The sequence below is a fragment of the Halomonas sp. H33-56 genome (assembly GCF_040147035.1).
Classification (GTDB): Bacteria; Pseudomonadota; Gammaproteobacteria; order Pseudomonadales; family Halomonadaceae; genus Halomonas; species Halomonas litopenaei.
The window spans coordinates 3,916,125-3,936,214 of the sequence record NZ_JAMSHP010000001.1 but is presented as its reverse complement, the minus strand read 5'-3'; the positions used below and the strand labels follow the sequence as shown (position 1 = coordinate 3,936,214).

Here is a 20,090-nt window from a genome sequence, read left to right as displayed (position 1 = left end):
CGTTACTTGCGCTCGTCGGAGGATTCGGGCTTGCGCTCCGCCTCGACGTCGTAGGTGTTGTTGGGCGTATCGGTCTCGTCATGACGGACCTGGGCCTGGGGCTTGGCCTCCTCCGACTTGTCCTCATCTTCGTTGACGGCCTTCTTGAAGCCCTTGACCGCGCCACCCAGGTCGCTGCCAACGTTGCGGAGCTTCTTGGTGCCGAAGATCAGGATGATGATGCCGAGTACGATCAGCAGTTGCCAGATACTGATACCACCTAACATAAGAACTTCCTCAATATGCGGCGCCAGGCGCCGTGAATCGTTGGTTCCCGCCGAGGCTCAGGAGCGGCGCGAGGCCTTCTCCTCATGCCCCGATACGCCGAAGCGTCGGGCGAGTTCATCCAGCACCTGCCGATGGTCGAGTCCCAGGTGCGAGAGCATCACCAGACTATGAAACCACAGGTCTGCCGTTTCGGCGATCAACGCCTCGCGACTGGCTGGATCCGCGTCAACATCCTTGGCGGCAAGCACGGTCTCCACCGCCTCTTCGCCCACCTTCTCGAGTATCTTGTTCAGCCCCTTGTGATGCAAGGAGGCAACGTAGGAAGTGTCAGGATCGGCGTGCCGACGTTCGCTGAGGGCGGCGTCGAGCTGGTTCAGAATATCGCTCATCGGTGAAGATTCCATTAAAAGATCAGTTCCAGATCACCAGCAGTGTGCCGATGCCCGCAGCGACCAGGACCGGCCAGGGCTGATCGGTCAACCAGCCGGACAGCGGTTGCCAGGCCAGCGCCACCGCGGCCAGGGCGAGCCCCAGTCGCGTCCGGCGTATGCGCCTGGCCTGGCGGGTCAGCTGGCCGAGAATATGGGTCATGACCTCGCCCTGCTGGGTGATCTGGCGCGATCGCTTCTCGGTCTGGGACAGCGCCTGGTGGGCCAGCACCGGCAATTCCGGTAGCTGCCGGGTCAGCTCCGGTGCCTGCCGCTTGAACGACTCCCACAGGCCCTGGGCGCCGGCGCGCTCCTTCATCCAGCGCTCCAGGTAGGGCTTGGCGGTGGCCCACAGGTCCAGGTCCGGGTAGAGCTGACGGCCCAGCCCCTCGATATTGAGCAGGGTCTTCTGCAGCAACACCAGCTGGGGCTGGACTTCCATGTTGAAACGCCTCGCGGTCTGGAACAGGCCCAGCAGCACCTGGCCGAACGAGATGTCCTTGAGCGGTTTCTCGAGGATCGGCTCGCACACCGTGCGTACCGCCGCCGCGAACTCGTTGGCGCGGGTATCTTCGGCCACCCAGCCGGACTCGATGTGCAGCGCCGCGACCTCGTAGTAGTCCTGGTGGAAGAAGGCCAGCAGGTTGCGCGCCAGGTAGTCCTGGTCTTCCCGGGTAAGGCTGCCGACGATGCCGCAGTCGATGGCGATGTACTGGGGGTCGGACGGCGCCTGGCGGGAGACGAAGATGTTGCCCGGGTGCATGTCGGCGTGGAAGAAGTTGTCGCGGAACACCTGGGTGAAGAAGATCTCCACGCCGCGCTCGGCCAGGCGCTTCAGGTCGGTGCCCTGGGCCTTGAGCGCCTCGATGTCGGCCACAGGCACGCCGTGGATGCGTTCCTGGACCATCACCTTGTGGCGGGTCAGCGGCCAGTGGATCGACGGCACATACAACAGTGGCGACTTGTCGAAGTTGCGCTTGAGTTGCGAGGTGTTGGCCGCTTCCTTGGTCAGGTCGAGCTCGTCGAACAGGGTGGTCTCGTAGTCGCGGACCACTTCCACCGGGTGCAGCCGGCGCGCTTCCGGCACCTTGTTCAGCGCTCGCGCCACCAGGTACATCAGCGCCATGTCCTGGCGCATGACCCGCTCGATGCCTGGGCGAATCACCTTGACCACCACGTCCTGGCCGTCGGGCAGCCTGGCGGTGTGGACCTGGGCGATCGAGGCCGAGGCCAACGGCTCGCGGGAAAATTCGGCGAACAGTACCTCGAGCGGCTCGCCCAGGGACTCCTCGATCAGTGCCTCGGCCTGCTCGCCGGGGAAGGGCGGTACCTGATCCTGCAGCCGCTTGAGTTCATTGGCGATATCGTCGGGGAACAGGTCGCGACGGGTCGACAGCATCTGGCCGAACTTGACGAAGATCGGCCCCAGTGACTCCAGCGCCAGACGCAGGCGTTCGCCGCGGGAGCGCTCGCCGACGGGAATCAGCTTGAGCGGCGACCAGGTGAATATCAGCCGCAGCCACCAGGGCAGCTTTTCCAGCGGCAGCAGGGTGTCGAGTCGGTAGCGGGTGACGACCCAGATGATGCGCAGCGGGCGGAGGATCATGAGACGTCGTTCTCCCGGGCCAGGCGGCGGGTCAGGCGCTTGAGACGTGCCTCGGTACGGTCGGTGGCCAGCTCCAGTTCGGTCAGCGCCTCGCGCATGGCCTCGAGCTGATGGCGGCCGGGCAGCCAGCGGGCTTCCTCGAAGACGTACTCGGAGACGTCGGCGCACAGCTCACGGTGGGTGCGCAGGCCCCAGCGGGACAGGCCGCGCAGGCCTTCGGCGAGCTGGTGAGCCGGCAGGTCGCCGAGATAGCGGGCAAGCTCAGCCTCCCAGTCCAGGTCGAGATCCAGCAGCAGGTCGCGGGTCGCCTCGAGCAGGTGGATCTTGCCGCGCACCGCCAGGCGGCCCTCGAACATCAGCCGTTCCATGTCGGCGCCGCCGGCCAGCCGGCCCAGGGTGTCGCTGTCCAGTTCGACGATGGCGTCCCAGGCGCCTTCATCGACCTCGTCCACCAGCAGCAGGTCAACCCCCTGGGGGTGATAGCACAGCGCCAGCTGGACACGCGGGGACTCCAGGCACATCAGCACCCGCTGGCCTGCCAGCGAGCGCAGCCGAGAAGGCGAGGCAGGGTCGCGTGCGAGCAGGGCGTTGACGGTCTTCTCGATGCCGGCCAGCAGCAGGGTCGGGGTCAAGGCCATCATGTCCTCAAAGCTTGATGCCGCGATGCAGCGCGACGATGCCGCCGGTGAGATTGGTGTATTCGACGCGCTCGAGTCCGGCGGTTTCCATCATGCCCTTGAGCGTTTCCTGATCCGGGTGCATGCGGATCGACTCGGCCAGATAGCGATAGCTGTCGGCGTCGCCGGCGACCAGTTCGCCCATCTTCGGCAGCAGACGGAAGGAGTACTCGTCGTAGGCGCGGGTCAACAGCGGATTGTCGGGCTTGGAGAATTCCAGCACCAGCAGGCGGCCGCCGGGCTTGAGGATGCGCGCCATGGAGGCCAGGGCGGCGTCCTTGTCGGTGACGTTGCGCAGACCGAAGGCGATGGTGATGCAGTCGAAGGTATTGTCGGGAAATGGCAGGCATTCGGCATTGGCCTGGACGTACTCGACGTTGCCACCGACACCACGGTCGATCAGCTTGTCGCGTCCCACCCCAAGCATGGAGGCGTTGATGTCGGCCAGCACCACCTTGCCGCGCGGTCCCACCATGCGCGAGAACTTCAGCGCCAGGTCGCCGGTACCGCCGGCGATGTCGAGTACGCTATGACCAGGCCGGACGCCGGAACGTTCGATGGTCAGGCGCTTCCACAGCCGATGGATACCGAAGGACATCAGGTCGTTCATCACGTCGTAGCGAGCCGCCACGCTGTGGAAGACATCGGCGACACGTGAGGCCTTTTCCTCGACCGGCACGTCCTGAAAACCGAAGTGGGTGGTGCGCTTATCCATGGGACTCCCGAGTCGTGAGCGATGGCGAGAAGAGCCGATGGGGGCTCTTTGGCAGCGGCCATTGTAGCCTTGCCGAGGTGGCTTGTCTTTGACCGTCACCCGGCTTGTCGCCACACCGGTGTCGATCGCTACAGCTGACGGATCTCGATACCCAGCGGCTCGCGACTGGCGCCGGCCTCGTCCAGACGCTTGAGATAGTCGGTCCAGTTGGCCTCGCGCTCGCGGATCAGCCAGTCCAGATAGTCCCAGCTGTAAAGGCCGCTGTCGTGGCCATCGTCGAAGTGCAGCTTGAGGGCGTAGCGGCCCGCCTGGGTGATGTCGGCAAGGCCCACGTCCTTCTTGCCCACCTGAAGGGTGGCGGTGTCGCCGCCGTGGCCACGGACCTCGGCGGAGGGAGAAAACACCCGCAGGTACTCCACCGACAGGCGGTGGCGGGAGCCGTCGGCGTAGCCGATCTCGAGCTCGCGGGCCTTTCTGTGGTAGTGCACCAGGGTCGGAGTGGGGGCGCTCATGGCGATCCTCTCTGTGTCAGCACGGTGGGCGTGCCCGGACGTCAACGTTGGCGGCATCGAAAGCACGACCGGGCCGCGGCGCAGTGCGCGGCGGCCCGGTCATCGAGGGTGCTTGGCCGGTGGTTACAGGATATACCGGCTCAGATCCTCGTCCATGGCCAGTTCGCCGAGCTGAGAATCGACGTAGGCACGGTCGATGACCAGCGGGTTGCCGAGATCCGAGCCCTTGAACGAGGCCTCCTCGAGCAGCCGCTCCATTACCGTGTGCAGGCGACGGGCGCCGATGTTCTCGGTGCCTTCATTGACGTTAAAGGCGATCTCGGCGATGCGCTCGATGCCGTCATCGGTGAAGCGCACCTCGAGGCCGTCGGTGGCCAGCAGCGCCTCGTACTGACGGGTCAGGGCGGCGGACGGCTCGGTCAGGATGCGCTTGAAGTCGTCCGGCGTCAGCGCCGACAGCTCGACACGGATCGGCAGACGCCCCTGCAGCTCGGGGATCAGATCCGAGGGACGCGACAGGTGGAAGGCGCCGGAGGCGATGAACAGGATGTGGTCGGTCTTCACCATGCCGTACTTGGTCGACACCGTGGAGCCTTCGATCAGCGGCAGCAGGTCGCGCTGGACGCCCTCACGGGAGACCTCACCGCCGCTGGACTGACCGCTGCCCTTGGCGACCTTGTCGATCTCGTCGAGGAAGACGATGCCGTTCTGCTCCACCGCCTCCACCGCGCGGGACTTGATGTCGTCCTCGTTGACCAGCTTGCCGGCCTCTTCGTCGCGCAGGATGGTGAAGGCCTCCTTGACCGTGACCTTGCGGGTCTCGGTCTTGCCCTTGCCCATGCCGGAGAACAGGTTCTGCAGCTGGCTGGTCATCTCTTCCATGCCCGGCGGTGTCTGGAACTCGAGGTTGGGTGCCTGGGGCGACACCTGGATCTCGATCTCCTTGTCGTCGAGCTGGCCTTCACGCAGCTTCTTCCTGAACATCTGGCGCGTCGAGGAGTCCTCGCGCGGCTCGTTTTCCTGGCCACGGGGCGGTGGCAGCAGGGCGTCGAGGATGCGATCCTCGGCGGCGTCCTCGGCGCGGTGGCCGACCTCTTCCTTGGCCTGCTCGCGTACCAGCTTGATCGCTGCCTCGGTCAGGTCACGGATGATCGACTCGACGTCACGGCCGACGTAGCCCACCTCGGTGAACTTGGTCGCCTCGACCTTGATGAAGGGAGCCTTGGCCAGCTTGGCCAGGCGCCGGGCGATTTCGGTCTTGCCGACGCCGGTGGGGCCGATCATCAGAATGTTCTTGGGGGTGACCTCCTGGCGCAGCTCGCCGTCGAGCTGCATTCGGCGCCAGCGGTTACGCAGGGCGATGGCCACGGAGCGCTTGGCATCCTGTTGACCGACGATGTACTGATCCAGCGCGTGGACGATTTCGCGGGGCGTCATCTGGGTCATGATCAAAGCTCTTCCAGGGTCACGTGATGGTTGGTGAACACGCAGATGTCACCGGCGATCTCCAGCGACTTCTCGGTGATCTCGCGGGGCGACAGTTCCGTGTTCTCGAGCAGCGCGCGGGCGGCGGACAGGGCGTAGTTGCCGCCGGAGCCGATGGCGATGATGCCACGCTCGGGTTCCACCACGTCACCGTTGCCGGTGATGATCAGCGAGGCCTTCTTGTCGGCCACCGCCAGCAGCGCCTCGAGGCGGCGCAGGGCGCGATCGGTGCGCCAGTCCTTGGCCAGCTCCACCGCGGCCTTGACCAGGTTGCCCTGGTACTTCTCCAGCTGGGCCTCGAAGCGTTCGAACAGGGTGAAGGCGTCGGCGGTGCCGCCGGCAAAACCGGCCAGCACCTGGCCGTGATAGAGGCGACGCACCTTGCTGGCGTTGCCCTTCATCACCGTGTTGCCCAGTGACACCTGGCCATCGCCGGCCAATGCCACCTGGTCGCCGCGGCGAACGGAAACGATCGTGGTCATGGAGAATTCTCCTTGGGGAAGCCGAGGCCTCCGGTGACTGTCGAGGGGCAGAGCCCTCTGCATAAGCGATAGGCTGGTAGGTGCGGGCAGGTCGCAAGGATTTCAAGCGCGGGCGACTCGGGAATGCGGCTCGCTGCGCCAAGAAGACGGTGCAACAGAGGAAGAGAGACACCGCCACGATGGGTGCTTGAGCGGTGGCCAGCACGCACCAGGCCCAGACGTGACGTTCTGGGCCTGGTGGGCGTAGCTTCAGTAGGAGGAGGTGTGCCGACGTCAGTTCTGCAGCTGGATCAGCAGCGGCTCTATGCCTTGAGTGCTCATCAGATCCTGGGCCCGCGACAGTTCATTGCGATCGCTGTAGGGGCCGACCTGCACGCGATGCCAGGTGGCGCCGCCGGTGGCTTCGACCTCGCTGATCTTGGCCAGCAGGCCGAAGTCCTTGAGTCGCCCGGCGAGCTGTCGGGCATCGTTGACCTCGCGGAAGGAGGCCGCCTGCAGCATGTAGCGACGCTCGGCGCTGCGCGGTGTCTCGGATGGCATGGACGACGCTTCCTCTTCGCGGGAGTTGGCGGCGATCACCGCGGCGATGGGGTCGTCCGCGGAGATCTCGTCCTCGCTCGGCTGGGCCGCCTCGGGGCGCTTGGCGGTGGACGCCGGCATCTCCTCGTCGGAGGCGATGACTTCGGACTCCGGCAGCAGGGTATAGAACTCGAACGTCGGCATCGGCGGCTCGCTTTCGCTGGCCTGTCCGCCTTGTGCACTGCCACTCGCATTGCTGCCCTGCTGCTCGCCGCTGGAGGGCTTGGGCAGTACCGCCGCCACCGGTGAACGGGGATCCTGCCAGGGAGCGGTACCGTTCTGGTGGTGGGCCAGCAGGAAGCCTGCGACCACGCCGACGGCGGCCCACAGCCAGCCGGGGATACCTCCGCGGGCCTGCTTGGGTGCTTGCCTGCGCTTCTGGCTGGTGGTTGCTCCGCGCTTGCGCGGGGGCGCCTTGCGAGTGGCCATGGCTTACATCTCCTCCGGTGCACCGACGCCCATCAGGTCGAGTCCATTACGCAGCACCTGACGCGCGGCCAGGCCCAGCGCCAGGCGCGCATTGCGCAGGGCGTCGTCGTCGACCATGACTTTGCAGGCGTTGTAGCAGCTATGGAAGTCGGCTGCCAGATCCTGCAAATATTGGGCGATCTGCTGCGGCTCGCGGGCCTTGGCGGCGTGCTCGACCACCTCGGGATAGCGCGCCAGGCGATTGAGCAGGGCCTTTTCCTGGTCTGCCTCGAGCAGGCCCAGGTTGGCCATGGCGGTGGCGTGGTCGAAGGCCAGGCCTTCGCTCTCGGCCTTGCGCAGCACGCTGCACACCCGGGCGTGGGCGTACTGGACGTAGTACACCGGGTTGTCATTGGACTGCGAGCGCGCCAGATCGATGTCGAAGGTCAGCTGCGAGTCAGCGCGACGGGCGGCGAGGAAGAAACGGGTGGCGTCGCGGCCGACCTCGTCGATCAGGTCGCGCAGGGTAACGTAGCTGCCGGCCCGCTTGGACAGCTTGACCTCGACCCCGGAACGGGTGACCAGCACCATCTGGTGCAGCACATAGTCCGGCCAGCCCTGGGGGATACCGACATCCAGCGCCTGGAGACCGGCGCGTACCCGGGTCACGGTGGAGTGGTGGTCGGCACCCTGCTCGTTGATCACGCTGGTGAAGCCGCGCTGCCACTTGTCCAGGTGGTAGGCCACGTCGGGCAGGAAGTAGGTGTAGCCGCCTTCGCTCTTGCGCATCACCCGATCCTTGTCGTCGCCGAAGTCGGTGGTGCGCAGCCACAGGGCGCCGTCCTGCTCGTAGGTGTGGCCGTTATCGGTCAGGCGACGGGCGGTCTCCTCGACCTTGCCCTGCTGGTACAGCGAGGACTCGAGGAAGTAGACATCGAAGCCGACGCCGAAGGCGCGCAGGTCCAGGTCCTGTTCGCGACGCAGGTAGGCCACGGCGAACTCGCGGATGGCGTCGAGATCCTCCGGGTCACCCTTGGCGGTGACGTGGCGGTCGTCGGCGTGGATGGTCTCGCCGGCCAGGTAGGCCTTGGCCACGTCCTCGATGTAGCCGCCGCGGTAGCCGTCCTCCGGCCAGCCGTCGCTGTCCGGGCCCAGCCCCTTGGCGCGGGCCTGCACCGACAGCGCCAGATTGGTGATCTGGGCGCCGGCGTCGTTGTAGTAGAACTCGCGGGTGACGTCGTAGCCGGTGGCCTCGAGCAGGCGACACAGGCAGTCGCCCACCGCGGCGCCTCGGCCGTGGCCGACATGAAGGGGGCCGGTGGGGTTGGCGGAAACGAACTCCACCTGCACCTTTTCGCCAGCGCCGGCCAGGCTACGGCCGAAGGCGTCGCCGGCGTCCAGCACCTGGCGCACCACCTGGGCCGCGGCGTCGGTGGCGGCGAAGAAGTTGATGAAGCCGGGGCCGGCGATCTCGACCTTGGACACGGCGGCGCTTTCGGGCAGGGCCGCGACCAGTTTTTCCGCCACCTGGCGCGGTGCGGCCTTGGCCGGCTTGGCCAGCATCAGGGCGAGGTTGGTGGCGTAGTCGCCGTGGGCCTTGTCCTTGGTCGGGTCGACCTTGTAGGCCGGGGAAAGCTCCTGGGGAACGACTTCCTGCTGCTTGAGCTCGGCAAGAGCGGCATCCAGCAGCGCAACGATGGTGTCTTTCATGAGGCGTCTATGTCCTGTGGCACGGTGGCCGAGCGTGGCGAATCCTGGCGGGAGCACCTGTCGGCGGGCAGACCGCGTATTATCGATGATTGCGCCTGGCCTTTAAAGGCCGGGGCGGCAAAGCTCAGCGTATCGGACCTCAGCTCAGGGTCTGCGGATCGACGTCAATGGACCAGCGGATACGCCGCGCCTCGGGCCAGGCTTCCAGACGGTGGGCTAGCCATTCGAGCGCGGGGTGCAGCTGACTGCGTCGCTCCGCCATCAGCGCGATCTGCAGGTGGTAGCGGTTCTGACGGCGCTCCATGGGGGCAGGTACCGGGCCGAGGCAGTCGAGATCCAGAGCCAGGCTACGTACCTGCTCGCGCAATTCGCCGGCGATCTCCCGGGCGAGTGCCGTCAGGGCGTCTTCCCGGGGGCCTTCCAGGCGGACCAGGGCCATGAAGCGCAGTGGCGGCAGGGCGGCGATGCGGCGTTCTTCCAGCAGCGACTCGGCCAGGGCGTCGTAGCCGCGCTCGGCCAATAGACGCAGGCTGGGGTCGTCCGGGTGCATGGTCTGCACCAGCACTCGGCCAGGGTGGGCGGCGCGGCCGGCGCGCCCGGCCACCTGCTCAAGCAACTGGGCCGAGTGCTCCAGCGCGCGAAAGTCGCTGGCGTAGAGGCCGGCGTCGGCGTTGACCACCACGACCAGGGTGACGTGGGGCAGATGGTGGCCCTTGGCCAGCATCTGGGTCCCGACCAGGATCGCTGGTTCGCCACGCCGGACCTCGGTGAGCATCTTCTCGAGCGCGTCCTTGGCCCGGGTGCTATCGCGGTCGATGCGGTGGACCGGGGTCTCGGCAAAGGTTTCGGCCAGGCTCTCCTCCGTACGCTCGGTGCCGCTACCCAGCGGACGCAGGTCGGCGCTGCCGCAGTCCGGGCAGGCGTCGGGAATGACCCGGCGGCGATCGCAGTGGTGGCAGGCCAGCATCGGCGGCTGGCGGTGCCAGGTCATGCGTGCGTCACAGTGGTCGCACTCGGCCATCCAGCCGCAGGCGTGACAAGCCAGGGTGGGGGCGAAACCGCGGCGATTGATGAACACCAGCACCTGGTGGCCGGCATCCAGCGTTGCCTTGATGGCGTCGATGACCGGTGGAATCAGGCCGCCGCGTCGAGGGCGCCCCTTGAGGTCGACCAGCTCCAGTCGAGCGGGAGCATGGCGAGTGGCCCGCCGGGTCAGCCGCAGGTGAGCGTAGTCACCGGTGCGCGCGCGATGCAGGCTCTCCAGCGACGGCGTGGCGCTCCCCAGCAGCAGCGGAATGCCATGGCGCTTGGCGCGCACCACCGCCAGGTCGCGGGCGTGGTAGCGTAGCCCGTCCTGCTGCTTGAACGAACCGTCGTGTTCTTCGTCGACGATGATCAGGCCTGGACGTGCCAGCGGGGTGAAGATGGCCGAGCGGGTACCGATGATAATCGGCGCCCTCCCGCTGGCCGCCGCCTCCCAGGCGTCCAGGCGCTCGTGGTCGGTCAGCCCCGAGTGCAGCGCCACCACCGGGACCCGGAAGCGCTGGCGAAAGCGCCCCAGGGTCTGCGGAGTCAGGCCGATTTCGGGAATCAGCACCAGCGCCTGGCGCTTCTTGGCCACCACCGCCTCGATCAACTGCAGGTAGACCTCGGTCTTGCCGCTGCCGGTCACCCCGTGCAGCAGGCAAGGGTGAAAGCGATCGAGCCCCTGGTGGAGCTGGTTCAGCGCCTTGGCCTGCTCGTCGTTCAGGGCCAGCGCCGGGCTCGCCAGCAGGCCCTGGCTGTCGTCGGGGGTGGGGCCGGTGAGGGTTTCCTCGTGGCAGCTCACCAGCCCCTTGGCTTCCAGCGCCTTGAGCTGGTCGCGGGTGAAGGATTGCGCCTGGATCACATGGGTGGTGAGGCCCTGGGGATGCTGGCGCAGCATCTCCAGCAGTTCGGCCTGGCGCGGAGCCCGGCCCAGGCGGGCAGGATCGCCGTTCAAGGCGACCTGCCAGCGTTCGCGTACCCGCGCCTCCAGCGGGCGTCCCTGACGCAGCAACACCGGCATGGCATGGGCCAGGGTGTCGCCGAGGGCGTGCTGGTAGTAGCGCGAGGTGAATCGACATAACCACAGCCAATCGCCTGGCAGCGGCGCCTTGTCCAGACAGGCCTGGATCGGCTTCAGCTTGGCCAGCGGCAGGTCGCTGTCGTCACGACAGTCGACGATGACGCCCACCACCTGACGGCGGCCGAACTCGACGCGCACGCGCAGCCCCGGCGACCAGCCCCCTGGCGGGGGCGCCCCCTGGGGGAGGTAGTCGAACAGGCGGCGAAGGGGGGATGGAATGGCGATCCGCAGCACGCGCGGGGCAGGAGAGTCAGCCAATTGGCCTCCACAATGAAGTCTGCTAGAATACTCCGCCGCTTCCTTGATGGGAGCGGATCACCGGCCGGCACAGGGGCTTGACGACGCACCAACGAGTGCCCGTGCCATTACCCGTATGCGGTGCCTGGCAATGGATCAGGTGGCGGCATACCGAAAAGTGAGGTTCACGATGAAACAAGGTATCCACCCGGATTACAAGACGGTCAATGCGACCTGTTCCTGCGGCGCCACCTTCGAGGTCGGTTCCACCGCTGGCCACGACCTGAGCCTGGACGTCTGCTCTCAGTGCCACCCGTTCTACACCGGCAAGCAGAAGCAGGCCACCACCGGTGGTCGCGTCGAGCGCTTCAACAAGCGTTTCGGTGCCGCGCTCAAGCGTTGATCGTACGGAGCTGAACGCGCCAGCGAGAAACGCTGGTCGACGATGCTCGGGCAATGTCCCCTTCGAACCCGCCTTCATGGCGGGTTCGTTGCGTCTTGGGGCGCGCAGAGGAACGGGGGCAAAGGACAGGGCCCGCGACCGCGTGAGCGATCCCGTTATTGCGTTGCATCAATGCGCAACGCGCGGCGGGCGACTAGGCTTCAAGCAGCAAAGGGAGGCGATGGTCGGGCCTCATCGTTGTCACGGGGCGAACTCGCGCTTGCCCGAGCGGTGAGCTTCCAGCGTCACCCTTGGCCCATCTCTGCGCTCACCTTCCTTGCATCTTTCTTCATGACAAGGGTTGGTGCAATGCAGCAAAAGTTGTCGACATTGTCAGCGAAAATCCTGAAACGGGCGTATAACTGACGCTTTTCTCAATCATGTTGAGAAATGGAATATTTTTCTATATTGTGTTGCCACCGTTCCACAAGGACATCCGGACACCAAGCATGACGGACGCAAAGAAGCAGGCTGCGCTGGACTATCACGCTCTCCCCATTCCCGGAAAGCTGTCGGTCGAACTGACCAAGCCGACCGCCACGGCCAAGGACCTGGCGCTGGCCTACAGTCCCGGCGTGGCGGAGCCGGTGCGAGAGATCGCGCGGGACCCGGAAAACGCCTATCGCTATACCGGCAAGGGCAACACCGTTGCGGTGATCTCCGACGGCACCGCCATCCTTGGCCTCGGTAACCTGGGGCCGCTGGCGAGCAAGCCGGTGATGGAAGGCAAGGGTGTGCTGTTCAAGTGCTTCGCCGGCATCAACTCTGTGGATATCGAGGTCGACGCCGAGAGTCCCCAGGCATTCATCGATACCGTGGCGCGGATTGCCGACAGCTGGGGCGGCATCAACCTCGAAGACATCAAGGCACCGGAGTGTTTCGAGATCGAGCAGGCGCTGGTCGAGCGCTGCAAGATCCCGGTGTTTCACGATGATCAGCATGGCACCGCCATCGTCACTGCGGCGGGTATGCTCAATGCGCTGGAAATTGCCGGTAAGTCCCTCGATCAGGCGCGTATCGTGTGCATGGGCGCCGGCGCCGCGGCGATCGCCTGCATGAAGCTGCTGGTGGCCTGTGGTGCTCGCCCCGAGAACCTGGTGATGCTCGACCGCAAGGGCGTTATCCATACAGGTCGTGAGGACCTCAACCAGTACAAGGCGATGTTTGCGGTGGACACCGACAAGCGCACCCTGGATGACGCCATCGATGGTGCCGATGTGTTCATCGGTCTGTCCGGCCCTGGCCTGATGACCGCCGATCATATTCGCAAGATGGCTAAGGACCCGATCGTCTTCGCCTGCACCAATCCGGATCCGGAGATCCATCCCGACCTGGCGCGGGAGACCCGCCCGGACGTGATCATGGCCACCGGACGTTCGGACTATCCGAACCAGGTCAACAACGTGCTCGGTTTTCCCTTTATCTTCCGCGGTGCCCTGGACGTGCGCGCCACCCGCATCAACGAAGAGATGAAGGTCGCCGCCGTCCACGCGCTCAAGGACCTGGCGCGGGAGCCGGTGCCCCAGGCGGTGCTGGAAGCCTACGAGCAGGACGCCATGAGCTTCGGCCGTGAGTACATCATTCCGACCCCGGTGGACGTGCGTCTGCTGGAGCGGGTGACCTCGGCGGTGGCCCAGGCGGCGGTGGACTCCGGCGTGGCCAGAAAGCCCTACCCGTCGCACTATCCGCTCAAGACCATCGACGACGTCTACGGCGGCTGAGCCAGGCGCCGATAGATCCAGGCGCCGCTAGATCCAGACGTCTCGACAGCAACGACAAGGCCCTCCAGTGGAGGGCCTTGTCGCGTCTGGTGGCCGTAATCCGATCGGTCCTGGTCGCTAGAACTCGTAGCGTAGCGAGGCCGAGGTGATGCGGTCGGTCTTGGCCTCGGCGTCCTCAAGGGATGAGAGCTGCTTGAGAACTCGTGGCGCAGGAGCCGGTCTGTTCTTGATCGAGGGCTGCCCTAGAACTCGTAACGCAGTGACGCCGAGGTGATGCGGTCGGTCTTGGCTTCGGCATCTTCGGGGGGATCCGAGTTGTGCTTGATCTCGTGGGACAGGCGCAGCGACATATGGGCGTTGATGCGGGTATCCAGGGCGGTATAGGAGCGCACCGTCGAGTTCTTGCGGGTGGTCTCCAGCGACAGTTCCTGTTCGAGGGTGGCGCTATCGCTCAGCGCATAGCCGGCCTCCAGGGCGCCGTAGGCCACCGCCAGACGCTGGTCGTTCTCGCCGGGCAGGATGTCGGCACGATAGCCGGGGCCTGCCTCCAGCGCCAGGTGGGCGCGATCGTCGTCGATCAGCTGGCGGCCGTAGCCGGTGATGGCGGTGAACTGGTGGTCGTAGCCGCTGAAGCGATCCTTCTCCCAGCGGCCGAAGCCGAACAGATAGTGCGGGCCGACCAGTTCGCGGCGTTGGCGAAAGGACACCAGATACTGCTCCGCACTGGTCTCGCTGTCCTCGCTGGCGTGGCGGGCCTCGCCGCGCAGGCGTGACAGCCAGGCCCCCTGCAGCCAGGTCAGCTGAGCCTTGCCGAGAAAGGTCTCGCTGTTGGAGTTGCCCGACAGATGGGTGTAGCCGAACTCGACATGGCCGAGAAAGTCCGGCGAGTCGTCATGGACGGGGATCGGGGCGTAGAAGGCGTCCGCCAGCGCGGCTTTTATCGGCACAAAAAGCCCGAAAATGCATAGTGCCGTCGCGGGCAAATGAAAACGGGAAATCACCATAAGGTGGTCTCTAGGAAGGTTCAAGGCGTGGTGGGTAGCGCGAAGTGACATGGGACCCCTCCTTCCCGACGGGAAGGAGGGGTAATAGCCTTAGAAGATGGCTTCGTAGGCGCCGGTACCCTGGGAGCCGCTGTGGCGCTCGACGGCGCTTTCGACACGGCGGGGCTGTACGGTGGGCATGTGGTCTTCGTCGAACAGTTCCTCGACGCCGCCACCCTGGCCGTCGCGCAGCAGGCGACCGCTGTTGGCGTCGACCCTGGCGGTGATGATGCCGGGCGGCTGTTCGGGGATGTTCTCCGGCTTGCCGGCCAGCGCCTGGCCCATGAAGTCGACCCAGATCGGCAAGGCGGCCTGGGCGCCGTACTCGGCGGTGGGGGTGTTGTCGTCCTTGCCCACCCACACGGTGGCAGCGTAGTCGCCGTTGAAGCCGGCAAACCAGGCATCACGCTGGTCGTTGGTGGTGCCGGTCTTGCCGACGATGTCGGTGCGCTCGAGTGCCAGGGCGCGGCGGGCGGTGCCGCGCTCGACCACGTCGCGCAGCATGTCGCGCAGCAGGTAGACGGCACGCTCGTTGGCGACCCTGGGCGCCACCTCGTAGGTGTTGCCGTCGATCTGTGTGGTGGTCTGGCTTTCGCTGCATTCGCGGCAGGCCACGCGGGGGCTTGCCTCTTCCACCAGGGTCTGCTGCTCACCCTGGGTGATCTTCTCGATGAACCAGGGCGATACCCGGAAGCCGCCGTTGGCCAGCACCGCGTAGGCGTTGGTCATCTCCAGCGGGGTCAGGCTGGCGCTGCCCAGTGCCAGCGACAGGCCGTTGGGTAGACGATCACGGGAGAAGCCGAAGTCCACCAGGAAGTCGATGGTGCGACTCAGCCCGATGTTCTGCAGAAGGCGAATGGTGACCAGGTTGCGCGAGCGGGCAAGGCCGACCCGCAGTCGGGTCGGGCCGAGGAAGTCACCGCTGGAGTTGGACGGGCGCCACAGTTCGTTGCTGCCGTCGTTGAGCACCACCGGGGCGTCGTTGATGACGGTGGCGGGGGTCACCTCGCCACTGTTCAGGCCCGCCAGGTAGATGAACGGCTTGAAGATGGAGCCGGCCTGGCGACGGGCCTGAATCGCGCGGTTGAACTTGCTGGCGTCGAAGTCGAAGCCGGCCTGGAGTGCGAGGATCGCGCCGGTCTGCGGGTCCATCACCACCAGTGAGCCCTCGGCACCGGGCTGCTGGGACAGGCGCCAGCTGCCGTCCTCGCGCTGGAGGATGCGCACCAGGTCACCCCGGCTGGCGATCTCTGAGGCCGAGGACGGTGAGGCGCCACGATAGCGGGCACTCTTGTAGGGCGCGGCCCAGTCCAGCCCGTCCCAGGACAGGGTGATCAGCTCGCCCTCATGGGCCAGCACCTGCATCTCGCGGCCTTCGCTCTTCACCACGATGGCGGGTTCCAGCGGGCCGTAGGTCGGGGTGCGCTCCAGCACCTGCAGCCAGTTGCTGACGTCGCCATCGACGCCCTCGACGCTGGTCTGACTGCGCTCGGCCGCGCGACGGGCGGTTTCCATGACCTCGGGAGACTCGGACAGCTCTTCCTCCAGGCCGGTGCGCTCGGTCTTTTCCTGGGCTTCGGCCAGACTCTGAGGAATCTCGGTGTCCTCAGGCCCGCGCCAGCCATGGCGGGTGTCGTAGGCGATCAGGCCATTGGCCAGCGCCTGGCGAGCCATGGGCTGGAGCTCGCTGTCGATGGTGGTGGTGATGCGATAGCTGCCGGTATAGGCCTCGTCACCGAAGCGATCGGTGGCGAACTGACGGGCCATCTCGGCGACATAGTCGGCCTGAACCTCGGCCTTGGCCACGTGGCGACTGGCGGTGATCGGCGCCTGAACCGCTTCGTCATAGGCGCTCCGGTCGATGTAGCCCAGCTCGCGCATGCGAAACAGGATCCAGTTGCGGCGAATCAGCGCGCGCTCGGCGTTGGCCAGGGGGTTGAAGGCCGAAGGCGCCTTGGGCAGGCCTGCGATCATCGCGTGCTGGGCCAGCGTCAGCTCATCGAGCGGCTTGTCGTAGTAGACCTCGGCGGCGGCGGCGATGCCGTAGGCACGGTGCCCCAGGAAGATCTTGTTGACATAGAGCTCCATGATTTCCTGTTTGCTCAGGATCTGTTCCATCTGCAGCGACAGCAGGATCTCACGCAGCTTGCGGGTAAAGGTGCGGTCCAGCGTCAGCAGATAGTTGCGCGCCACCTGCATGGTGATGGTCGAACCGCCCGACTGGATATCGCCACCGCTGGACACCAGTTCCACTGCGGCCCGGGCCAGGCCCTTGGGGTCGACGCCGGGGTGTTCGAAGAACGCCGAATCCTCTGCTGCCATCAGTGCCTGGAGCATTGGCTCGGGAATGTCCTCGAAGTCGACCGGCATGCGGCGTTCCTCGCCGAATTCGCCGATCAGCTGACCGTCGCGGGTGTAGATGCGCAGTGGCGTCTGCAGCTCGAAGTCCTGCAGTTGACGGACATCGGGAAGCCCAGGAGCGAAGTAGAGGGCGGCACCGACGACGCCCAGGGCCGCGGCGGCGCCAAGCGATATCACCAGCCACACGGCGGAGAAAATGAGCGTTCTGAGATACTTCATGAAATCGCGGTGTCCATGCTGAGAACGAAAAACGGCGGGGCGAAGAGATGGGGTAAGGCAGTCCTTTGCGTCGGCCATTATAGGAACTGGGAGGGCCTGTCACCACCATTGTGACGAATTGCCCGTCTTGTTGCACAAAGTGCCGTCATGGATCAGTAAGGCCCGGCTCGGTTTTGGCTAGGCTGGCGCCACAGCGTCGTGCATCGGGCGCGGTGCCATGGTGGCAGTGTGATGGGCTCATGTGGTTTTCCTCGAAGGACAAGGGTCTGGTCGGTGTCGATATCACCTCCGCCTCGGTCAAGTTGATCGAGCTGGTGGAGGACGACGCCGGCCACCGCGTGGCCGGCTACGCGGTCAGACCGCTGCGTCAAGGGGCCGTGGTGGAGCGCCGCATACGTGATATGGGCGAGGTCATCGAGGTGCTGTCGCGGGTGGTCGAGCTGGCCTCTCCAGGGAGTCGAGAGGCCGCCGTGGCGGTGCCATCCCGCGCGGCGATAACCCGGGTACTGCGCTATCCGGCAGCGCTCGATGATGAAGAGATCGAGGCCCGTATCGAATGGGAGTCAGACAAGCACATACCGTTTCCGTTCCGTGAGGTGGCCTTTGACTTCTATCGCCTGGGGCGCTGCTGCGACGATCCGCAGTGGCAGGAGGTACTGCTGGTGGCCTGTCGTCGCCAGGACGTCGAGCAATTGACCCAGGCGCTGGAGGCCAGCGGGCTCATGCCTGCGGCGGTGGATGTCGAGAGCTTCGCCATCGAGCGGGCCATCGCTGGCCTTTGCCGTCGTCGCCGACTGGGGGACGGCGCCCTGGCCCTGGTGGACGTGGGCGCCTACCTCAACACGCTGCACGTGGTGGTGGCCGGGCGCATCGTCTACAGCCATGACAGCCTGTTCGGCGGCATGCAGCTCACCGAAGCGATCCAGCGTCACTACGGTATCGGCATGGATGAGGCCGGCTTTGGCAAGAAGCGGGGCGGTTTGCCGGACGACTATTCGCACACGGTGCTGGGGCCCTTCGTCGAGATCCTGGTGGAGCACATCCAGCGATCGTTGCAGCTGTATCAGGTGTCGGACCATGTGCGTCCGCTCGAGCGACTGCTGTTGACCGGAGGTGGCAGCCTGGTCGCGGGGCTTGCCGATCGTCTGAGCCAGGCCCTCGGCCTGCCGGTCAGCCAGGTGGACCCGCTGGAGGGGATGGCGCTCAAGCCATCGCTGGACGCGGCGGCACTACGCGGCGAAGCGCCGGCCCTGCTGACCGCCTGCGGCCTGGCCATGCGAGGACGACCATGAAAGATGTGACGATCAACGAGGTCCAGGTCAATCTGCTTGACTGGCGCGAGGCCGCTCGCGCCAGGCGCACGCGACGCTTCTGGCTGGCGGTGGCGCTGTCGGCGTTGGCGGGTGTCGGGCTCGCGTTGATGGCGACGCTCTGGCTGCAGTGGGGGTTGAGGCAGATGGAGGCCCGCCAGCGACATGTCGCCGCTGCCGTCGAGCGTCTGGAAGAAAAGTCCGCCGAGATGGTCGATCTCGAACGCCAGCTCTCATTGCTGGATCAGGAACAGGCGTTGCTCGAGCGGCTGCAGGACGAGCGGCGCCAGACGCTTGCGGTGGTCAACGCCCTGGCAGCCACCCTGGCGCCGGGGGTCCGCTATCAGCGTGTCGAGCGCATCGGCGACAGATTGTTGCTCGAGGGCGAGGCCGTCGACAGTGCCAGGCTGGTCGAGCAGCTGCGCTCCCTCGAGCGTGCGCAGGTCTTTGCCGAACCGCTGTTGTCGCGGGTGGGGGCCGAGCAGGGCTATCAGCATTTTGCGCTGGAGATGACCCTCGCGGCATTGCCGGCGCTGGAGCCCTTGCCATGAATTCAGAGCAGGGCGGTGATGTCAGCTGGCGTGAGCGCTGGCTCGATGAGTGGCGCCGGCTCAAGGCGCTGGACTGGCGTCGGCTGGAGCTGAGTGAGGCCGGGCGCTGGCCGATGTCGCTGCGGACCCTGGTGGCGATCCTGGCTTTCGTGCTCGCCCTGGTGGCCATGGTGGTGGGCTATCTGCATCCCCTGTCACAGCGTCTGGTGGAGCTGCAGCGTCAGGAGCGAGAGGTGGTCGCCGACTTCGAAGGCCGCGCACGCGAGTTGGCGGAGCTTGATCGCCTCAAGCGGCTGTTGGTGGATCTCGATCAGCGTGTCAGCGAGCGGCGTCGCATGTTGCCGGATGGCGCCGCCATCCCATCGCTGTTGGAAGGCATCGGCCAGGTGGCCAAGCGTCGCGGGCTATCGCTGGAGGAGCTCGAACTGAGGCCGGCGCGCCCCCTGGAGCTTTATGTCGAGCGGCCTTTTGATCTGCGGGTGCGGGGCGACTACCACGCCATCGGTGGTTTCGTGGCTGATCTGGCCAACCTGCCCCGACTGGTGACGTTGCACGATTTCAGCCTGTCGCCGGTCGAGGGAGGGCTTGAGCTGCACGCGCTGGCGCAGACCTACAGTATTGGTGACGGCGCGCGCGTCGCGGATTCGACGCCGGATGCCGCCGATGCGCTGGTGGAGGATTCATGAGGCGGCGCCGGCTGGTGGGCGTGCTGATGGGCGCCTTGTTGGGTGTGGCCCTGACGGGTTGCCAGCAGGCGGACCTCGACGCCCTGGATCGGCGTCTGGCCGAGGCGCTGGCGCCGGAGCTCGATCGGCGGCCGGTAGCGTTGCCCGAGGTGGTGAGCCTGCCGGTGCTTCAGTATCGCTACGCCAACGCGAGAAGCCCCTTTCGCTTCGAGGGCCAGGGCTTCGGCGGTCAGCGGTTTGGGCAAGGCAGCGGTCTTGCTGCCTTTTCCCTGGACGAACTTGAACTGGTGGGAGTGCTGGGTCGAGGGCAGCGGCATTGGGCGCTGTTCGAGGCGCCCGATGGTCATCTCTATCGGGTGGCGCAAGGGGAGATGCTGGCCAATCCGCCCGCCAGGGTCGCGGCGATCAGCGCTGAGGCCGTCAGGCTGGAGGCGGTTGCAGGCAAGGACTATCGCTGGAAGGAGCGTGTCATGAGGGTAGGCGAGTGAGCAGGCGACCTGATATCGGTTCATGTCGGACAGGCGAATCGGCGTTTTCGCCTGGG

Annotated in this window: 19 protein-coding genes; 6 read left to right on the top strand and 13 right to left on the bottom strand. The window is 66.0% G+C overall.

From position 1 onward, the window contains the following. Positions 1-2: 2 nt before the first annotated feature. The 11 genes from tatA to NFH98_RS16700 all read right to left on the bottom strand — a co-directional run bounded on the left by tatA (position 3) and on the right by NFH98_RS16700 (position 11,234). A complete protein-coding gene (gene tatA / locus NFH98_RS16750) occupies positions 3-266 on the bottom strand; it encodes a Sec-independent protein translocase subunit TatA (RefSeq protein ID WP_045991157.1) in 264 nt (87 codons plus the stop codon). Positions 267-323: 57 nt separating this feature from the next. Next, on the bottom strand, positions 324-656 hold the full coding sequence (locus NFH98_RS16745) for a phosphoribosyl-ATP diphosphatase (RefSeq protein ID WP_045991156.1): 333 nt from the start codon (positions 654-656) through the stop codon (positions 324-326). A gap of 22 nt (positions 657-678) precedes the next feature. Further along, positions 679-2,301, bottom strand: a complete 1,623-nt coding sequence (gene ubiB / locus NFH98_RS16740) for a ubiquinone biosynthesis regulatory protein kinase UbiB (protein ID WP_045991155.1) — start codon at positions 2,299-2,301, stop codon at positions 679-681. Beyond that, positions 2,298-2,939, bottom strand: coding sequence for a ubiquinone biosynthesis accessory factor UbiJ (locus NFH98_RS16735; protein ID WP_045991278.1), 642 nt, complete (start codon positions 2,937-2,939; stop codon positions 2,298-2,300). Before NFH98_RS16735 ends, ubiB begins: the two co-directional genes overlap by 4 nt. A gap of 7 nt (positions 2,940-2,946) precedes the next feature. After that, positions 2,947-3,693: a bifunctional demethylmenaquinone methyltransferase/2-methoxy-6-polyprenyl-1,4-benzoquinol methylase UbiE gene (ubiE, locus tag NFH98_RS16730; RefSeq protein ID WP_045991154.1), complete on the bottom strand. Its 747-nt coding sequence runs from the start codon at positions 3,691-3,693 to the stop codon at positions 2,947-2,949. Between the two features lie 128 nt (positions 3,694-3,821). Beyond that, positions 3,822-4,205: a gamma-butyrobetaine hydroxylase family protein gene (locus NFH98_RS16725; RefSeq protein ID WP_045991153.1), complete on the bottom strand. Its 384-nt coding sequence runs from the start codon at positions 4,203-4,205 to the stop codon at positions 3,822-3,824. Between the two features lie 123 nt (positions 4,206-4,328). After that, complete coding sequence (gene hslU, locus NFH98_RS16720; RefSeq protein WP_045991152.1) at positions 4,329-5,651, bottom strand: ATP-dependent protease ATPase subunit HslU; 1,323 nt, start codon at positions 5,649-5,651, stop codon at positions 4,329-4,331. Between the two features lie 2 nt (positions 5,652-5,653). After that, entirely contained in the window at positions 5,654-6,172 is a 519-nt protein-coding gene (hslV, locus tag NFH98_RS16715) for an ATP-dependent protease subunit HslV (RefSeq protein ID WP_045991151.1), read from the bottom strand. Between the two features lie 273 nt (positions 6,173-6,445). Further along, a complete protein-coding gene (locus tag NFH98_RS16710) occupies positions 6,446-7,180 on the bottom strand; it encodes an SPOR domain-containing protein (RefSeq protein WP_348827070.1) in 735 nt (244 codons plus the stop codon). Positions 7,181-7,183: 3 nt separating this feature from the next. After that, positions 7,184-8,869 (bottom strand): arginine--tRNA ligase, encoded by a 1,686-nt coding sequence (gene argS, locus NFH98_RS16705; RefSeq protein WP_045991149.1) that lies wholly within the window; start codon positions 8,867-8,869, stop codon positions 7,184-7,186. Positions 8,870-9,008: 139 nt separating this feature from the next. Continuing rightward, complete coding sequence (locus NFH98_RS16700) at positions 9,009-11,234, bottom strand: primosomal protein N' (protein ID WP_349622964.1); 2,226 nt, start codon at positions 11,232-11,234, stop codon at positions 9,009-9,011. Between the two features lie 169 nt (positions 11,235-11,403). On the opposite strand from NFH98_RS16700, the gene rpmE reads away from it, so the two are divergent. Next, the gene (rpmE, locus tag NFH98_RS16695) at positions 11,404-11,616 is read left to right on the top strand and encodes a 50S ribosomal protein L31 (protein ID WP_045991147.1); all 213 of its coding nucleotides are present in this window, start codon (positions 11,404-11,406) and stop codon (positions 11,614-11,616) included. A 488-nt stretch (positions 11,617-12,104) separates the two neighbouring features. Then, a complete protein-coding gene (locus NFH98_RS16690; RefSeq protein WP_045991146.1) occupies positions 12,105-13,376 on the top strand; it encodes a malic enzyme-like NAD(P)-binding protein in 1,272 nt (423 codons plus the stop codon). Positions 13,377-13,618: 242 nt separating this feature from the next. Here NFH98_RS16690 and NFH98_RS16685 read toward each other — a convergent pair whose 3' ends face one another. Both NFH98_RS16685 and NFH98_RS16680 read right to left on the bottom strand, forming a co-directional pair. Further along, positions 13,619-14,431, bottom strand: a complete 813-nt coding sequence (locus NFH98_RS16685) for a DUF481 domain-containing protein (RefSeq protein ID WP_349622963.1) — start codon at positions 14,429-14,431, stop codon at positions 13,619-13,621. Between the two features lie 39 nt (positions 14,432-14,470). Beyond that, on the bottom strand, positions 14,471-16,999 hold the full coding sequence (locus tag NFH98_RS16680) for a penicillin-binding protein 1A (RefSeq protein WP_349622962.1): 2,529 nt from the start codon (positions 16,997-16,999) through the stop codon (positions 14,471-14,473). Positions 17,000-17,238: 239 nt separating this feature from the next. Between NFH98_RS16680 and pilM the strand changes: the two genes are divergently transcribed. From pilM to NFH98_RS16660, 4 genes are read left to right on the top strand one after another with little or no spacing between them, the layout of a single operon-like run. Further along, entirely contained in the window at positions 17,239-18,291 is a 1,053-nt protein-coding gene (gene pilM / locus NFH98_RS16675) for a type IV pilus assembly protein PilM (RefSeq protein ID WP_349622961.1), read from the top strand. Beyond that, the gene (locus NFH98_RS16670; protein WP_349622960.1) at positions 18,288-18,860 is read left to right on the top strand and encodes a PilN domain-containing protein; all 573 of its coding nucleotides are present in this window, start codon (positions 18,288-18,290) and stop codon (positions 18,858-18,860) included. The genes pilM and NFH98_RS16670 overlap by 4 nt, the downstream gene beginning before the upstream one ends. Next, positions 18,857-19,546 carry a type IV pilus inner membrane component PilO gene (locus NFH98_RS16665; protein WP_108449768.1) on the top strand — a complete coding sequence of 230 codons (690 nt, stop codon included), beginning with the start codon at positions 18,857-18,859 and terminating at the stop codon, positions 19,544-19,546. The genes NFH98_RS16670 and NFH98_RS16665 overlap by 4 nt, the downstream gene beginning before the upstream one ends. Next, positions 19,543-20,034: a pilus assembly protein PilP gene (locus tag NFH98_RS16660; protein WP_108132312.1), complete on the top strand. Its 492-nt coding sequence runs from the start codon at positions 19,543-19,545 to the stop codon at positions 20,032-20,034. The genes NFH98_RS16665 and NFH98_RS16660 overlap by 4 nt, the downstream gene beginning before the upstream one ends. The last annotated feature ends 56 nt before the right edge of the window (positions 20,035-20,090 follow it).

Coding starts and splice junctions, on each gene's coding strand:
- ubiE (WP_045991154.1), bottom strand. CDS start 3,693: ATGGATAAGCGCACCACCCACTTCGGTTTTCAGGACGTGCCGGTCGAG.
- NFH98_RS16665 (WP_108449768.1), top strand. CDS start 18,857: ATGAATTCAGAGCAGGGCGGTGATGTCAGCTGGCGTGAGCGCTGGCTC.
- NFH98_RS16725 (WP_045991153.1), bottom strand. CDS start 4,205: ATGAGCGCCCCCACTCCGACCCTGGTGCACTACCACAGAAAGGCCCGC.
- NFH98_RS16710 (WP_348827070.1), bottom strand. CDS start 7,180: ATGGCCACTCGCAAGGCGCCCCCGCGCAAGCGCGGAGCAACCACCAGC.
- hslV (WP_045991151.1), bottom strand. CDS start 6,172: ATGACCACGATCGTTTCCGTTCGCCGCGGCGACCAGGTGGCATTGGCC.
- ubiB (WP_045991155.1), bottom strand. CDS start 2,301: ATGATCCTCCGCCCGCTGCGCATCATCTGGGTCGTCACCCGCTACCGA.
- NFH98_RS16670 (WP_349622960.1), top strand. CDS start 18,288: ATGAAAGATGTGACGATCAACGAGGTCCAGGTCAATCTGCTTGACTGG.
- NFH98_RS16690 (WP_045991146.1), top strand. CDS start 12,105: ATGACGGACGCAAAGAAGCAGGCTGCGCTGGACTATCACGCTCTCCCC.
- rpmE (WP_045991147.1), top strand. CDS start 11,404: ATGAAACAAGGTATCCACCCGGATTACAAGACGGTCAATGCGACCTGT.
- NFH98_RS16745 (WP_045991156.1), bottom strand. CDS start 656: ATGAGCGATATTCTGAACCAGCTCGACGCCGCCCTCAGCGAACGTCGG.
- NFH98_RS16735 (WP_045991278.1), bottom strand. CDS start 2,939: ATGGCCTTGACCCCGACCCTGCTGCTGGCCGGCATCGAGAAGACCGTC.
- NFH98_RS16680 (WP_349622962.1), bottom strand. CDS start 16,999: ATGAAGTATCTCAGAACGCTCATTTTCTCCGCCGTGTGGCTGGTGATA.
- pilM (WP_349622961.1), top strand. CDS start 17,239: ATGTGGTTTTCCTCGAAGGACAAGGGTCTGGTCGGTGTCGATATCACC.
- tatA (WP_045991157.1), bottom strand. CDS start 266: ATGTTAGGTGGTATCAGTATCTGGCAACTGCTGATCGTACTCGGCATC.
- NFH98_RS16660 (WP_108132312.1), top strand. CDS start 19,543: ATGAGGCGGCGCCGGCTGGTGGGCGTGCTGATGGGCGCCTTGTTGGGT.
- argS (WP_045991149.1), bottom strand. CDS start 8,869: ATGAAAGACACCATCGTTGCGCTGCTGGATGCCGCTCTTGCCGAGCTC.
- hslU (WP_045991152.1), bottom strand. CDS start 5,651: ATGACCCAGATGACGCCCCGCGAAATCGTCCACGCGCTGGATCAGTAC.
- NFH98_RS16685 (WP_349622963.1), bottom strand. CDS start 14,431: ATGTCACTTCGCGCTACCCACCACGCCTTGAACCTTCCTAGAGACCAC.